15 protein-coding genes are annotated in these 14,365 nt (G+C 58.9%); 8 read left to right on the top strand and 7 right to left on the bottom strand.

Annotation, left to right across the window (positions count from 1 at the left end; genetic code table 11):
- Nucleotides 1–52 precede the first annotated feature (52 nt).
- Complete coding sequence (locus tag MHY08_RS04085) at nucleotides 53–1,003, bottom strand: 4-hydroxy-3-methylbut-2-enyl diphosphate reductase (protein ID WP_239235473.1); 951 nt, start codon at nucleotides 1,001–1,003, stop codon at nucleotides 53–55.
- Between the two features lie 141 nt (nucleotides 1,004–1,144).
- On the opposite strand from MHY08_RS04085, the gene xseA reads away from it, so the two are divergent.
- Genes xseA through MHY08_RS04100 form a run of 3 tightly spaced genes read left to right on the top strand, consistent with a single transcriptional unit; the run spans nucleotide 1,145 to nucleotide 3,045 of the window.
- Nucleotides 1,145–2,386 carry an exodeoxyribonuclease VII large subunit gene (gene xseA, locus MHY08_RS04090; RefSeq protein WP_239192605.1) on the top strand — a complete coding sequence of 414 codons (1,242 nt, stop codon included), beginning with the start codon at nucleotides 1,145–1,147 and terminating at the stop codon, nucleotides 2,384–2,386.
- A gap of 21 nt (nucleotides 2,387–2,407) precedes the next feature.
- Nucleotides 2,408–2,677, top strand: coding sequence for an exodeoxyribonuclease VII small subunit (locus MHY08_RS04095; protein ID WP_204609618.1), 270 nt, complete (start codon nucleotides 2,408–2,410; stop codon nucleotides 2,675–2,677).
- Nucleotides 2,677–3,045: a hypothetical protein gene (locus MHY08_RS04100; protein WP_204609621.1), complete on the top strand. Its 369-nt coding sequence runs from the start codon at nucleotides 2,677–2,679 to the stop codon at nucleotides 3,043–3,045. The genes MHY08_RS04095 and MHY08_RS04100 overlap by 1 nt, the downstream gene beginning before the upstream one ends.
- On the opposite strand, the gene MHY08_RS04105 is transcribed toward MHY08_RS04100, so the two are convergent.
- Nucleotides 3,029–3,598: a DUF4245 domain-containing protein gene (locus tag MHY08_RS04105; protein ID WP_200435108.1), complete on the bottom strand. Its 570-nt coding sequence runs from the start codon at nucleotides 3,596–3,598 to the stop codon at nucleotides 3,029–3,031. The two genes, MHY08_RS04100 and MHY08_RS04105, sit on opposite strands and share 17 nt — an antisense overlap.
- 188 nt (nucleotides 3,599–3,786) lie before the next feature.
- Here MHY08_RS04105 and glpX point away from each other — a divergent pair, with 188 nt between their 5' ends.
- The 4 genes from glpX to MHY08_RS04125 all read left to right on the top strand — a co-directional run bounded on the left by glpX (nucleotide 3,787) and on the right by MHY08_RS04125 (nucleotide 8,646).
- Nucleotides 3,787–4,800, top strand: coding sequence for a class II fructose-bisphosphatase (gene glpX, locus MHY08_RS04110; protein WP_204609622.1), 1,014 nt, complete (start codon nucleotides 3,787–3,789; stop codon nucleotides 4,798–4,800).
- Between the two features lie 85 nt (nucleotides 4,801–4,885).
- Nucleotides 4,886–6,286, top strand: a complete 1,401-nt coding sequence (locus tag MHY08_RS04115) for a class II fumarate hydratase (RefSeq protein WP_204609624.1) — start codon at nucleotides 4,886–4,888, stop codon at nucleotides 6,284–6,286.
- Between the two features lie 174 nt (nucleotides 6,287–6,460).
- On the top strand, nucleotides 6,461–7,084 hold the full coding sequence (locus MHY08_RS04120; RefSeq protein ID WP_204609626.1) for a TetR/AcrR family transcriptional regulator: 624 nt from the start codon (nucleotides 6,461–6,463) through the stop codon (nucleotides 7,082–7,084).
- Nucleotides 7,078–8,646 (top strand): MDR family MFS transporter, encoded by a 1,569-nt coding sequence (locus MHY08_RS04125; protein ID WP_239235474.1) that lies wholly within the window; start codon nucleotides 7,078–7,080, stop codon nucleotides 8,644–8,646. Before MHY08_RS04120 ends, MHY08_RS04125 begins: the two co-directional genes overlap by 7 nt.
- 310 nt (nucleotides 8,647–8,956) lie before the next feature.
- Here the strand turns inward: MHY08_RS04125 and MHY08_RS04130 are convergent, their stop codons facing one another.
- The 4 genes from MHY08_RS04130 to MHY08_RS04145 all read right to left on the bottom strand — a co-directional run bounded on the left by MHY08_RS04130 (nucleotide 8,957) and on the right by MHY08_RS04145 (nucleotide 12,604).
- Entirely contained in the window at nucleotides 8,957–9,526 is a 570-nt protein-coding gene (locus MHY08_RS04130) for a GNAT family N-acetyltransferase (RefSeq protein ID WP_049378460.1), read from the bottom strand.
- 78 nt (nucleotides 9,527–9,604) lie between these two features.
- Nucleotides 9,605–10,969: a PhoH family protein gene (locus MHY08_RS04135; protein WP_239235475.1), complete on the bottom strand. Its 1,365-nt coding sequence runs from the start codon at nucleotides 10,967–10,969 to the stop codon at nucleotides 9,605–9,607.
- A gap of 184 nt (nucleotides 10,970–11,153) precedes the next feature.
- Nucleotides 11,154–11,783 carry an LGFP repeat-containing protein gene (locus MHY08_RS04140; RefSeq protein WP_239235476.1) on the bottom strand — a complete coding sequence of 210 codons (630 nt, stop codon included), beginning with the start codon at nucleotides 11,781–11,783 and terminating at the stop codon, nucleotides 11,154–11,156.
- A gap of 146 nt (nucleotides 11,784–11,929) precedes the next feature.
- Nucleotides 11,930–12,604, bottom strand: a complete 675-nt coding sequence (locus tag MHY08_RS04145) for a LysR family transcriptional regulator substrate-binding protein (RefSeq protein WP_204609636.1) — start codon at nucleotides 12,602–12,604, stop codon at nucleotides 11,930–11,932.
- 71 nt (nucleotides 12,605–12,675) lie between these two features.
- On the opposite strand from MHY08_RS04145, the gene MHY08_RS04150 reads away from it, so the two are divergent.
- The gene (locus MHY08_RS04150) at nucleotides 12,676–13,005 is read left to right on the top strand and encodes a DUF5997 family protein (RefSeq protein WP_239235582.1); all 330 of its coding nucleotides are present in this window, start codon (nucleotides 12,676–12,678) and stop codon (nucleotides 13,003–13,005) included.
- Here MHY08_RS04150 and glyA read toward each other — a convergent pair.
- The gene (gene glyA, locus MHY08_RS04155; protein WP_239235478.1) at nucleotides 13,002–14,285 is read right to left on the bottom strand and encodes a serine hydroxymethyltransferase; all 1,284 of its coding nucleotides are present in this window, start codon (nucleotides 14,283–14,285) and stop codon (nucleotides 13,002–13,004) included. The genes MHY08_RS04150 and glyA overlap by 4 nt on opposite strands.
- Nucleotides 14,286–14,365: the final 80 nt, after the last annotated feature.

Consider the following 14,365-nt stretch of genomic DNA (forward strand, 5'->3'; position numbering starts at 1 on the left):
GCCCGTTTCCGGGCCTTTCTTTCGTTTTCACCGCCGTATAGGCGAACGCTACTTAGGTGCGTGCTGGGCGCAGGTCGCGCGGCAGGGCGAAGGTAATCGTCTCGGTAGAGGTAGTTACCTGCTCTACGTCGCTATAACCGCGCTCGTCTAGGAACTCCAGTACTTCGCGTACCAGCAACTCAGGTACCGAAGCACCGCAGGTTACGCCGACGGTCTGGACGTCTTCCAACCAAGATTCGTCGATTTCCTTGGCAAAATCCACGAGGTGGGAAGCCTTGGCGCCTGCCTCCAGCGCCACCTCAACCAAGCGCACCGAGTTGGAGGAGTTCTTAGAGCCCACCACAATCATCAGGTCGCACTGTGGCGCAATGGCCTTGACGGATTCTTGGCGGTTTTGGGTGGCGTAGCAAATATCGTCTGAAGGCGGGTTCTCCAGGTGTGGGAAGCGCTCGCGCAGCTTATTGACAATGGTGATGGTCTCATCCACCGATAGCGTGGTCTGGGACAGCCAAATAAGCTTCTCATCCTGCAAGAAATCTGGCAGCTTGGCGACGCCCTCGACACCGTCCACGAGGTGGGTGACCTCAGGTGCTTCGCCGGCAGTGCCTTCTACTTCTTCGTGGCCTTCGTGGCCAACCAAGAGGATGTGGTAGCCATCGCGCTGGAAGCGCTGGGCTTCCTTATGCACCTTGGTTACCAATGGGCAGGTGGCATCCAAAGTAAGCTGCTTGCGCTGCGTTGCCTCTGCGCGCACGGCTGGGGAAATACCGTGGGCGGAGAAGACTAGGTGAGCGCCTTCTGGTGCCTCAGAGGCCTCGTCGACGAAGATGACGCCGCGTTCTGCCAGAGACTCTACGACGTAACGGTTGTGCACGATTTGCTTGCGTACATAAATGGGCGCGCCGTACTTTTCCAGCGCCTTTTCTACAGTCTCGACCGCGCGGTCCACGCCCGCGCAGTATCCGCGCGGGGCCGCGAGGAGAACATTTTTACCATCAGTCATGGCTCCCAGAGTATCGAAACACTACGCAAAACAATAGTGGGGCCTAACGTCACCTTTCTGACTACCCCGAGCGGGACAATCAACTGCGCTGGCCCCTAAACTAGACGGAAGAACACGGCAGACTGAAGAAAGGGAGGCTGTGTGAATCAACCGGCAAATACACCGGACACTCCCTGGCCCGTTGGCAAGGTCAATGACCAAGTCAAGGGCTGGATCGAGCGCCTGGGTTACCTGTGGGTAGAGGGTCAGTTGACCCAAATTAACTTCAAGCCCACCTGGAAGCTGTCCTACCTCACGCTGCGTGACGTACAGCAGGAAAAGTCCGTGCAATTGACTTGCCCATCATCGATGTTGCAGTCATTGTCAGCACCGCTAAAAGACGGCGACCGCGTCATTGTCCACGGTAAGCCCGCCTTTTACGCTGGACGCGGTTCCTTTTCGCTGTGGACCACCGAAATTCGTCATGTAGGCATTGGCGATCTGCTCGCTCGTATTGAAAAGCTGCGCCAACAGCTGGCTACTGAAGGCCTTTTCGATCCCGCACGCAAGCGGCCCCTCCCCTACCTGCCACACAAAATCGGGTTGATTACCGGCCGCGGCTCGGCTGCAGAGCGGGATGTGATGGCGGTAGCCCATGACCGCTGGCCAGCGGTGCAGTTCCGCGTCCTCAATACCGCGGTCCAGGGTGCGAATACCGTGCCTGAGGTTATTGATGCGCTCCAGCAGCTTGATGCGGATCCTGAAGTCGACGTCATCATCATCGCCCGTGGCGGCGGCTCCGTGGAAGATCTGCTGCCTTTCTCGGAAGAAGCACTGCAACGCGCAGTGGCTGCGGCCGGCACCCCGGTAGTCTCTGCCATTGGCCATGAGCCGGACAGCCCGGTGCTCGATAACGTCGCCGACCTGCGCGCTGCGACGCCTACCGACGCCGCCAAGCGCGTCGTGCCCTCTGTGACAGAGGAGCGCGCCATCGTCGCAGAGGCTCGCTCTCGCATGGCGGCCGCGCTGCGCGGCTGGGTGGAAAGGGAACGGCGCGGCCTCGACAATATTCGTTCCCGGCCTGTCATGGCGGACCCAATGACCCCTATCCGTGCGCGCCGCGAAGAGGTAGAGCGCACCCGCGCCACCATGCGGCGAGAAATTGAAGTCATGGTGGAGCGAGAAACCCGCCACGTGGAATCGCTGCGCGCCCGCGTTTCGGCCTTGGGTCCGTCGGCGACTCTCGCCCGCGGGTACTCCATCGTCCAGGTAGTGCCCAAGGACGGCTCCGGCCCTGAGGTTGTGACTTCATATGAGCAATCCCCACCCGGCGCACAGTTGCGCATTCGCGTAGGCGATGGATCTATTACCGCAGTTTCTATGGCCTCCCAGGCCGCCGATTAATCACCAGACGAGGAGAAAATCATGTCCGAGGACACCATTGGTACCGGCCAGCCAGGCCAGGATGCTTTTACCCCAGTAGAAGAATTGAGCTATGAGCAAGCTCGCGATGAACTCATTGAAACCGTCAAGATTCTCGAGCTCGGACAAATGGGCTTGGATGAGTCGCTGAAGTACTGGGAGCGCGGGGAGGCGCTTGCCCGTGCGTGCGAGGCGCACCTCGACGGCGCGGCGAAGCGTGTGGAAGACGCGCTCGATCGGGCCGAGGACGCAGACGCTGAAGGAGACGAGTAGTGCAGATTTATGGGTATCCAGGCGAGCGCGTGGACTTTGTATCGAAATCCGCGGCCGCCGGTTCCATCATGGCGGGAGACTCCCGAGAATTCGTAGAAGAATTCTTCGGCCCTGCGCACACCCGCGACGATAATGAGGTGAGCTACTTCTCCCAATCTGTGGTGCTGCGCTTTACGGACGACAAAGTACGCGAGATTGCCATTTATCCGCAGCGCTCGCAGCGCGAGCGCATCGATGTCTTTGCAGGAAAAACACGCCTCAGCGGCCTAGATTCGCAGGCCCTAGCTGAAGTTATCGCCCAAGCCGGCGACGGTCTTAGCGCCACCGCCGCGGAAGAAGGCTTGGGCGAGGTTATTTTTCGGCTATAGGTGCGGCGTCGATAAACGCAGCGGTAGCAGCCTCAAAGTCACTGTCGTCCGCGGCGCCGGAGATGATGAGACGGGCATCGCCCAAATCCGTAACCCACAGGCGGCGCACGGAATCATCGTCGCTTTCTAGCACCCGCACTTGGTGGCCCTTGACCTCGCGGGCGGATTCAATGCCGCGGTAGTTGGCATCGTACGCCTCGCCTGCCTTATCGGCCGCGACCTGCGTTTGTGTAGACTCCACAAACCCTTGGTCAGCGGTCACCCAGCTGACCACGGTGGCATTCTCGCCGCCCATATCTACGCGGCGGGCAGCATTGGCCTCCCAGCCCTCCGGCATTTCGGGATTGCGAATAGCACCGACCCCTGCGCGAGCCTGGGTGTCTAGGAAGGTTTGTTCATCCACTTCCTGCACCGCTCCCTGCTGGGTTTCGGAGTTAATTGAGCACAGGCCGGTCGCTCCCACGGCGAGCAGCATCATAATCACCACGACGGCGAGGGACAGAGAAATATCCTTCGCGCCTTCAAAAATCTTTGGTCTTTCTTCTGCAGCCACGCGCCTTAGTATCGCACGGCCTGCTTTCAAAAAGCCACACGGCCCCTTTTGCTCCGAAAGATCTGTCAATCCCCCACAAATGGGGCGCAAAATCGAACCCATTAGAGCAAAAAAGTGCGAGAATGGAAAGGTAGAGCATCAAGGGGAACACCCCTCGATGAGAAAACTATGGAAGGCAACCACTACACATGTCCGAAAATACGTCTTATCTTCCTGACCGCAACCTGGCAATGGAACTGGTTCGTGTCACCGAGGCAGCAGCACTCGCTTCCGGCCGTTGGGTAGGCCGCGGCCAGAAGAATGAGGGCGATGGCGCGGCGGTCGACGCCATGCGCAAGCTCATCAATTCCGTAGCGATGAACGGCGTCGTTGTCATTGGTGAGGGCGAAAAGGATGAGGCCCCCATGCTCTTTAACGGCGAAGAGGTAGGCACCGGCGAGGGTGCCGCCATGGATATCGCCGTAGACCCGGTCGACGGTACCCGCTTGATGGCGGAAGGCCGCCCCAACGCCATTTCTGTCATTGCGGCTGCCGAACGCGGGACCATGTATGACCCTTCCGCAGTCTTCTACATGGAAAAGATTGCCGTTGGCCCCGAGGCAGTTGGCGCTATCGATATCAACGAGTCCGTGGAATGGAATATCCAGTCCGTGGCAAAGGCGAAGAATATTCGCCCCTCCGATCTGACGGTGGTGGTCCTTGACCGTCCTCGTCACGAACAGCTCATCTCTGAAATTCGCGCCGCAGGCGCCAAGGTGCGCCTCATCATGGATGGTGACGTGGCTGGCGCCATCGCCACCTGCCAGGATTCGAACTCCATCGACATGATGATGGGCATCGGCGGCACCCCAGAGGGCATCATCACCGCCTGCGCTATGCGCTGCATGGGCGGCGAAATCCAAGGCAAGCTGTGGCCGAAGGATGAAGAGGAAGCAGAAAAGGCCCGCGCCGCCGGCCACGATTTGGACCGCGTTCTCACCACTACTGATCTGGTCTCCTCTGAGAACTGCTACTTCGCCGCCACCGGCGTGACCAATGGTGACATGTTGCGTGGTGTTTCCTACCGTAATTCCGGTGCTACGACCCGCTCGCTGGTTATGCGCTCCAAGTCCGGCACCATCCGCTACATCGACTCCATCCACAAGCTGTCCAAGCTGCAGGAGTATTCCGTCGTGGACTACAACACGCCAACCAAGAAGTAGGGTTCACCCCCGAAGGCGGCCCTTCTTTTAGATCTCCGCCATACTGGAAAGCACACACTACCCAATTAACTGAGGTGATCTTCACATGACTGAATACCGCATTGAACATGACACCATGGGCGAAGTTAAGGTTCCTGCAGATGCCCTGTGGCGTGCACAAACCCAGCGCGCAGTGGACAACTTCCCGATTTCCGGCCGTGGCCTGGAAAATGCACAGATTCGCGCCCTTGGCCTGCTCAAGGCAGCCTGCGCTCAGGCAAATAAGGCTTCCGGCAAGCTGGATGCGGATAAGGCCGATGCCATCATTGCTGCCGCCACTGAAATCGCCGAGGGCAAGCATAACGACGCCTTCCCAATCGACGTATTCCAGACCGGTTCCGGCACCTCGTCCAATATGAATACCAATGAGGTTATCGCCTCCTTGGCACATAACAATGGCGTGGAAATTCACCCGAATGACCACGTGAACATGGGCCAGTCCTCTAATGACACCTTCCCCACCGCTACGCACGTGGCTGCTACGGAAGCTGCCGTTAATGACCTCATCCCGGGTCTGAAGGTCCTCCACGAATCCTTGACCAAGAAGGCCAAGGAATTCGCCGATGTGGTCAAGGCCGGCCGCACCCACCTGATGGATGCCACCCCGGTTACCCTGGGCCAGGAATTCGGCGGCTACGCCCGCCAGATCGAGCTGGGCATTGAACGCATTGAGGCCACCCTGCCACGCTTGGGCGAGCTGGCCATCGGCGGCACCGCCACCGGTACCGGCCTGAACACCTCCGCAGACTTTGGTGCCAAGGTCACCGAAGAGCTGAAGAAGCTCACCGGCGTGAAGGAACTGAAGGAAGCAGAAAATCACTTCGAGGCCCAGGCAGCCCGCGATGGCTTGGTGGAGTTCTCCGGCGCCATGCGCTCGATTGCTGTATCCCTCAATAAGATTGCCAATGACCTGCGCATGATGGGCTCCGGCCCGCTGACTGGTCTGGCCGAGATTCACCTGAAGGACCTGCAGCCGGGTTCCTCCATCATGCCGGGTAAGGTCAACCCGGTTATCCCTGAGGCCGTCACCATGGTGGCGGGCCAGGTGGTGGGCAACGACGCAGCCGTAGCCTTCGGCGGCGCCCAGGGCCACTTCGAGCTCAACGTCTTCATCCCGATGATGGCGCGCAACGTACTCGAGTCCGCTCGCCTGCTGGCTAATGCTTCCCGCGTCTTCGCCGATAAGTGCATCGATCACATCGAGGCCAACGAGGAGCGCATGAAGCACTTTGCGGAGTCGTCCACCTCCATCGTGACCCCGCTCAACTCTGCCATCGGCTACGAGAACGCAGCTAAGGCAGCAAAGCACGCCCTGCACGAGAAGATCACCGTCCGTCAGGCCGTTATTGACTTGGGCTTCGTCGACGGCGAAAACCTCACCGAGGAAGAGCTGGATAAGCGCCTCAACGTGCTGAGCATGACTAACCGCGACCGCGATAACTTCTAAGTACTCGCCGCACCGCCACCCCCGCCCGGGCAGGACTCGGGCGGGGTTTCGCATGCCTGGGGTAAGGGGGCGTCGGCAAGCGCTATGGCATAGCACACATTAGAGGAAACGCACCTCTAAAATCACCACTTTTGCACTTGGTGCAAGTTTGCACCGAGTGTAAAGTTGCATGGCGTGCAAGAAGAATTATCACTACGCGAGCAGAAGCGCCTCGAGACGCGCCTGCGCATTGAGGATGCCGCCACGAAGCTGGTGGATGAACAATCCTTTAGCGCGGTCACGATTGAGAGGATCTGCGAAGTAGCCGGTATTTCTCGGCGCACCTTCTTCAATTACTTCGACTCTAAGGAATCCGCCGTACTAGGTGCTCCAAGCACCGAGTTTACGGAAGAGATGCGGGAATTCTTCCTCACTGAGCCAACGACCAGCATGGTAGGACTCGTCCTCCAGTTGGTCAGGCAGCATATGGAAGGCCACCACATCAACCCGACCATCCGGGACCGCCGCAAGCGCATCTCTAATGATCCTGATGCGGCCGCGGCGGCAATAAGCCGGAAGCGGGCAAAATCCATTGAGCTTATCGATCTCATTGAAGAACGCCTCACCACAGAACCGGAGCTTCGCGTCCTCGATAACTGCTCCTCGAGCACCGAGGCGATGCTCATCGCCGGCCTCGTCCGCGAGGCACTTTGGCTTGCGATGGCATCCCCCGACGCGGATTGCAGCAAGGACCTCCACGCGCGACTCGATACTTCCCTCACGCTAATAACAGATTTTATGAAAGGAATGCGATGGTAGATACGGCTACTAAAGCCCCCTCGCAGGGCCAATCCCGAGCCGATAACCTCGGGCTTATCTTCTCGGCTTTGATGCTCACCATGCTGATGAGCTCTTTGGGCCAAATGATCTTCTCTTCTGCTCTTCCAACCATCGTTGGTGAGCTTGGCGGCGTCGACCACATGAGCTGGGTCATCTCCGCCTTCCTTGTCACCATGACCATCGCCATGCCTATTTCCGGCAAGCTGGGTGACATGCTAGGCCGCAAGTGGCTCTATATCGGCGGTATCGCCACCTTTGTCGTGGGCTCCACCCTCGGCGGCTTTGCAGACTCCATGACGCTGCTGATCATCGCCCGCGCTGTGCAGGGCTTTGGCGCAGGTTTTATGATGATTTCCTCCCAGTCCATCATCGCCGAGGTCACCTCCTCCCGTGAGCGCGGCAAGTTCATGGGCATCATGGGCGGCGTCTTCGGCCTGTCCTCCGTTCTCGGCCCCGTCCTCGGCGGCTGGTTCACCGACGGCCCAGGCTGGCGCTGGGGCATGTGGATGAATATCCCGCTGGGCATCCTCGCCATTATCGTGTGTACCCTAGTGCTGCACCTGCGCGTAGGCGATGCCGATATGAAGCGCTTTGACTGGCTTGGTGCTACCTTCATCGCCATCACCACCGCTTCCCTTATCCTCATGACCACCTGGGGCGGCACCGAGTACGAGTGGGGCTCTTCCATGATCCTCACCTTGGGTGCCATCACCATCATCGGCGCCATCATCACCGTCCTGATGGAACTGCGCGCCAAGGAACCGCTCATCCCGGTTCGCCTGTTCAAGAACCGCAACATGGCCCTGACCACTCTCTCCGGCGTGGTACTTGGCCTGGCAATGTTCGGTGTTCTGGGCTACATGCCTACCTACCTGCAGATGGTGCACACCCTGACCCCAACCAAGGCGGGTCTCATGATGATCCCGATGATGGTGGGCCTTATCGGCACCTCCACCGGCGTAGGCTTCATCATCGCCCGCACCGGCCACTACAAGGTCTACCCCATCATCGGCCTGGCGGTTACCGCCGGCGCCCTGTTCTGGATGTCCCACCTCTCCGTGGAGACTTCCCTGAAGCAGTTGGGCTGCGAGTTCCTGGTCTTCGGCATCGGTCTGGGCATGGTTATCCAGGTCCTCGTGCTCATCGTCCAGAACTCCTTCCCGCTGTCCCAGGTGGGTACGGCTACCGCGGCGAATAACTTCTTCCGCCAGATCGGCTCCGCCCTCGGCGCTTCCCTGGTCGGCTCCATGTTCATCCACAATATGAAGGATGAGATGGCCACCCGCATGCCTGAGGCTTTCCAGAAGATGGGACCGGAGGGTGCTGCCTACGCGGAGAAGTTTGGCGATGCCAATGGCGGTGCCAATAGCCTCACCCCGGATTTGGTTGCATCCTTCCCCAAGCCCATCGAGGAAGCCATCCTCAACTCCTACAATGACGGACTGACCCCGGTCATCGCCCTCATGGTTCCGCTGGTTATCGTCGCCCTCATCCTCCTCCTGCCACTGCGCGAGGAACGACTGAAGGAAACGATTGACTAATATCACCTTCACCTGCAGAAATACAGGCCACTAGCCAGGAGCTGCACGCCCTGCGCGATGCACTCCCGCTTGCCGACGCCCCCATAGAATCCGCCCTTGGATATGCCCCGGCGCCCTCCAAGCGGCGTTGCAAATCCAGGCCGGTCCCATCGAAGTGTGGCGCAAGCCCGCGCGCACGGTGGGCCGATATGCCCCGCCCTAGGCGGGGCATTTTTATTGCCGCTCCCCTGGTTCTAAGGCCTAAACAAAAAGCCCCTGCCATCGTTACCACGAGTGTGGTACGAGCAGGGGCTAGTATGCGCCGGAGAAGCTACCGCTTCTTTTCCTCCGGCTTGGGCAAAAGCAGCTCATATACGTCGGTGTCGCGCCACTGGCCCGCAAGCTCGCCGTAGGTCATCTTTGCCATGTGCGAGTAGGTACCCACTTTCACGAAGCCGCGCGACTTATGCAGCCCCGCAGAACCTGCATTTTCAGGGAAAATCCACGAGTGGATGGCCCACTTGTGCAGGTCTTGACACACCTCGATCAGGCGATCCAGAAGTGCGCCGCCGATACCACGGCCCTGTGCCTCGGCACCTAGGTAGATGGAGTCCTCCACCACTCCGTGGAAGACGGTGCGGGTAGATACAGGGGCTGCAGAAACCCACCCCAAAACCTTAGAATCATCATCTGCTTCAACGGCCACATGCACCGAAGGCATGATCTTGCCGGCTTTGAATTCTTCAAAGGTCAGGGATCGGGTCTCATAGGTAGCGTGCCCAGTATTGAGCCCCTGTTCATAGATCTCTCGCATCTGCGGGTAATCCGCCGCGGTAAAGGGGCGAATGCGGAAATCTTTCTTCTTGTCGTCCGAAGACGTCTGCTTGGCGTTCTCGCTCATATACAACATTATTACTGGGACATGCCCAGCTTCGCCACGCTGTACACATAAAGATCACCCAACGCGAACGAACTTGGCCTAGTTGCCGCCTTCCAATAGGTCAGTAACGAGCTCCGCAATGGCCGAGCGCTCAGAACGTTGCAGAGTAATATGTGCAAAAAGCTCGTGCCCCTTGAGCTTTTCAATCACTGCCTGGACTCCGTCGTGCCGGCCCACGCGAAGGTTATCGCGTTGTGCCACATCGTGAGTAAGAACTACTCGCGAACCCTTCCCCAACCGGGAAAGCACAGTAAGCAGGACGTTTCGTTCCAAGGACTGCGCCTCATCCACGATGACAAAAGCATCATGCAGCGAGCGACCGCGAATATGCGTTAGCGGCAAGACCTCGATGAGGCCGCGTTCGTGCACCTCTTCCATGACGTTGTCAGACACCAAGCCCTCCAAGGTGTCATAGACCGCCTGCGCCCACGGGTTCATCTTGTCCGATTCCGTGCCCGGTAGGTATCCCAGCGACTGCCCGCCAACCGCATACATTGGGCGGAAGACCACAATGCGCCGGTGCTCGCCGCGCTCGAGCACCGCCTCCAAACCGGCGCACAGCGCAAGTGCCGACTTGCCGGTGCCGGCGCGGCCACCGATGGAGACAATTCCTACGTTTGGGTCCATCAGCAGGTCCAAAGCAATACGCTGCTCCGCGGAGCGTCCCTGGAGGCCAAAGGCATTGATATCACCACGTACGAGCTCGACCACGCCATCAGCACTCATGCGCCCCAGCGCGGATTGCGCACCTGCCGCCAAGGTCAAGCCGCAGTGCACTGGCAGCTCCTCCACGGCGGTACCCTTTTCCGTTTCGACGCCGTCTAGCATGACTTCCCCATCACGATAGAGGGCATCGATGACATCAGAGCTGGTTTGTACCGTCGCCATTCCGGTATAACCGGTCAAGACTACGTCCTGGGCGTGATACTCATCCGCCTGCACGCCAACTGCACCGGCCTTCACGCGCAGCGGCACGTCCTTCGTGACCAACACGGTGTCCTTCCCTTCGTGCGCAAGGTTAAGAGCGCACGCCAAGATGCGGTGGTCGCCTTCTGGCCCGCGGAACGCGGTAGGCAGCAAGGATTGGTCTTGATGGTTCAATTCCACGCGCAGGGTGCCGCCATCCACATTGACGGGCACCGGCTGGTCAAGGGCCTCATAGGTAGCGCGCAGCTCCTCCAAAAAGCGAAGAGCTTGGCGGGCGAACCAGCCAAGCTCCGGGTGATGACGTTTTCCTTCCAGTTCAGAAATAACTACAACGGGAAGGACCACATCGTGTTCTGCAAATTTGCGCAGGGCCCAAGGGTCAGACAGCAAGACCGAGGTATCCACTACATAGGTCTTGGTAGCGACGGTGTTATCAGTAGTGGCAAGCGGAGTAGAAAGTACAGAGGGACGAGACATGATGGCAGGGTTCTCCCTTAGTGTGCGGTAGATCAGACTTCTTCCGAATCACCCCGAATCCCCGGGGTTGCCACCCAAAGTAGGCACCGAAGGTTGAAATTACATGGGTGCAAGATGAACATTAAGAAAACGAGAAATCCCTCCGCAGCACATGCTGCAGAGGGAAAAGCTCTAAAGTAGCTTTTTACTTCTCTACGGAAGAGGTGAACTTGCCGCTCTCGTCCTGGATCCAGGAGATAACGCCATCGTCGAACTGCTGGGTCCAGCCCTTGCCCTGAGCAGCCTTTTCCTCAGCAGCCTTAGGCAGGCCTACCTCAGAGTCCAAGCCGCCCTGCTCCTTCCAGGTTTCAGCAATCTTGCCGACGATAGGCTGAGCGCCCTCATCGTCGCCGAAGGTCAGCAGGTTGCCGTTATCGAAGTTAGCGAGGAACTCATCGTCGTCACCCTGCTCGATGCTCTTTACGTCGCCCCACTCAGCCTTCTTCTCTTCAATAGCGGAAGCGAAATCAGCCGGAACATCTACGTCACCGTTAGCGGTAGCGATGGACTTGGTAGCGCCGCCCTTGTCGTCAGCGTCATCCTTGTCGTCGGCATCTTCAGAGTCAGATGCTTCTGCATCCTCGGAATCGTCCGCGTCATCAGCGTCATCGTTGGAAGTAGCCTCAGCAGCAGCGTCGGTAGCGTCTGCCGCTACGGAGCCGGCGGAATCCTTAGCGTCGTTAGCTGCATCCTCAGCATCGGAGCATGCTACGAGAGCTACGGACAGGGTTGCGGCTGCAAAGCCACCTGCGATACGACGGGTCATCTTCTGCATTACTGCATCATCCTTTCATCGAGAAAGTAAGTTAATTCTAAAATTATTGTTAAATCGTCCTTTATGACGAACAAAGCCCACCGTAACGACGACTCCCAGCTGGCGCCACCCACTCGGACAGGAAGTAGACAGCAAACAGTAAAGGCCTACCTACGTTTGCGCTGCTTAGGGGCCTTCTTCTTCTTTTGTAACGAATTGTTAACGTTTCTCCGCGCTTGCTTCGCCTTCGCCTTTTCCCTGGCGCTGCGTTTCGGCTTCTCTTGGCGGGAGGAGCGCGCCGTACGGCCCTTAGCGACGCCCACGAAGTCCTGAATTGCCTCCCCGTCATCGTCCTTGCGCCACACCAATGCAATCTCCGTCACCGGTACGGACTCGTCCTTAAGGCCCAACGGCACCACCTGCTTTTTACTCAGGACCTTCAGCAGGGGCCGCGGCGCAATCGCGATACCCACATTGGCCGCCACTACCTGCAAGGCGTCGCGGACGGCGGGGACATCGACAAGCCCGGAATCGGCGAGGCGGTAGTTGAGGTGTTCATCGGCGACGTCGGCAAGCGCAAGCTCCTCGCCCACCTCCGCATAGACCGAGTCTTTGGGTACGGCAATGCCAGGGGCCTCTTTATAAAGTCGCACCACATGAAAGGTGTCATCCACCCGCGCATCCGGCAAGCGCGCAAGAGCTAGGTCCACCTCGCCGGCTACCAGCGGGGCAAGCGCATCGTCCGCATCAACGGTGTACAAGCCACCATGAGCAGTATTTTCCTCGAATCGGCGGAACCACTTTCCGGGTTCTGTACCGGTGGCAAAAGCTAAGCGCAGCATAGAGGACAGTCTACTGAAAGTGCTACGGTAAAAGCGTGACTGAAGAACAAAAGCAACCATCCGGCACCGCCATGCGTGCCCAAACCGCGGCGAAGAAGCTAGGCATCTACCTGCCCGCCGCGCCGGACGAGTTCCAAAATAGTGCCATTAGCCACGAAGAGCTGCGCGAACTGCAGCACAACCCACCCGAGTGGCTGCAAACCTTGCGCCGCGAAGGCCCCCATCCCCGCCCCGAGGTTGCCCATAAGCTGGGAATCTCTGTTACCGCGCTCAAGAAGAACGATATGGATAAGCCGCTGACCACAGCGGAAATCAATCAGCTCCTCAAAGAGCAGCCGGAATGGCTCCAGCAGGCCCGCGCTACCATGGCGCAGGCCCGTGGCCATGAGGTGAAGGACTAAACCAGCTTCCAGTCCTCGAGGCCCTCATACAGCGGGTAGTGCTGGGCAATCTTGTCCACGCGAGCACGCAGGGCCTCCACATCGGCATTCTTGCCCTGGACCAGGGCGGTGCCGATAATATCTGCAACCTCGGTGAAGGCCTCGGCGTCGAGGCCGCGGGTTGCCAGCGCAGAGGTACCAATGCGCAGGCCGGAGGTGACCATCGGTGGACGCGGGTCATTCGGTACGGCATTGCGGTTAACGGTAATGCCCACCTCATGCAGCAGATCCTCTGCCTGCTGTCCATCCAATTCGGAATTGCGCAGGTCCGCCAAGACCAAGTGCACATCGGTGCCGCCGGTCAGCACGTCCACGCCAGCCGCCTTGGCATCATCTGCGGTAAGGCGCTCTGCCAGAATGCGAGCACCCTCCAAGGTGCGCTCCTGGCGCTCCTTGAATTCCTCGGTAGCAGCAATCTTCATAGCAATGGCCTTGGCAGCGACCACGTGCATCAGCGGTCCGCCCTGCTGGCCCGGGAAGACGTTGGAATTGATCTTCTTGGCATAATCCTGCTTGCCCAAAATCATGCCGGAGCGCGGGCCACCCAGGGTCTTATGCACGGTGGTGGACACGATATCCGCGTGAGGAACTGGGCTCGGGTGCAGGCCCGCCGCCACAAGACCCGCAAAGTGGGCCATATCTACCCACAGGTAAGCGCCGACCTCATCAGCGATTTCACGGAAGGCCGCGAAATCCATGGTGCGCGGGTAGGCAGACCAGCCGCCGATAATGACCTTCGGCTTTTCCTTCAGCGCCTGCTCGCGCAGCTTATCCATGTCCACGCGCATGGTCTCTGGATCCACCTCGTAGGCGGCGACATCATAAAGCTTGCCAGAGAAGTTCAGCTTCATGCCGTGGGTGAGGTGACCGCCGTGTGCCAGGGACAGGCCCAAAATCTTGTCGCCCGGCTCAGCGATGGTGGAAAGCACCGCTGCGTTCGCCTGCGCACCGGAGTGCGGCTGAACGTTGGCGAATTCCGCACCAAAGAGTTCCTTAGCGCGGTTGCGGGCTAGGTCCTCCACGACGTCGACATGCTCGCAGCCGCCGTAGTAGCGGCGACCCGGGTAGCCCTCGGCGTACTTGTTAGTGAGCACGGAGCCCTGTGCCTGGAGCACAGCGCGAGGCACAAAGTTCTCAGAAGCGATCATTTCCAGGGTTTCGCGCTGGCGGGAAATCTCTCCCTGAATTGCGCCGAATACGTCCGGATCGAGGTCGCGGAGGTCAGAGGTAAAAGAAGCCATAAAAGTGTGGTCCCCTTCTCAAAATCAAGCGGTATGGGATGCTGCATATCTTATCGTGCCATGCACCCTTAGGGGGCATA

The organism is Corynebacterium sp. ACRPJ (assembly GCF_022347345.1).
Taxonomy (GTDB): Bacteria; Actinomycetota; Actinomycetes; order Mycobacteriales; family Mycobacteriaceae; genus Corynebacterium; species Corynebacterium tuberculostearicum_D.

Bases quoted from the DNA above. Each gene is read 5' to 3' on its own strand.
- MHY08_RS04150 (WP_239235582.1), top strand. From the start codon at position 12,676: ATGCGTGCCCAAACCGCGGCGAAGAAGCTAGGCATCTACCTGCCCGCC.
- MHY08_RS04115 (WP_204609624.1), top strand. From the start codon at position 4,886: ATGACTGAATACCGCATTGAACATGACACCATGGGCGAAGTTAAGGTT.
- glpX (WP_204609622.1), top strand. From the start codon at position 3,787: ATGTCCGAAAATACGTCTTATCTTCCTGACCGCAACCTGGCAATGGAA.
- MHY08_RS04135 (WP_239235475.1), bottom strand. From the start codon at position 10,969: ATGTCTCGTCCCTCTGTACTTTCTACTCCGCTTGCCACTACTGATAAC.
- MHY08_RS04095 (WP_204609618.1), top strand. From the start codon at position 2,408: ATGTCCGAGGACACCATTGGTACCGGCCAGCCAGGCCAGGATGCTTTT.
- MHY08_RS04140 (WP_239235476.1), bottom strand. From the start codon at position 11,783: ATGCAGAAGATGACCCGTCGTATCGCAGGTGGCTTTGCAGCCGCAACC.
- MHY08_RS04085 (WP_239235473.1), bottom strand. From the start codon at position 1,003: ATGACTGATGGTAAAAATGTTCTCCTCGCGGCCCCGCGCGGATACTGC.
- MHY08_RS04145 (WP_204609636.1), bottom strand. From the start codon at position 12,604: ATGCTGCGCTTAGCTTTTGCCACCGGTACAGAACCCGGAAAGTGGTTC.
- glyA (WP_239235478.1), bottom strand. From the start codon at position 14,285: ATGGCTTCTTTTACCTCTGACCTCCGCGACCTCGATCCGGACGTATTC.
- MHY08_RS04125 (WP_239235474.1), top strand. From the start codon at position 7,078: ATGGTAGATACGGCTACTAAAGCCCCCTCGCAGGGCCAATCCCGAGCC.
- MHY08_RS04130 (WP_049378460.1), bottom strand. From the start codon at position 9,526: ATGAGCGAGAACGCCAAGCAGACGTCTTCGGACGACAAGAAGAAAGAT.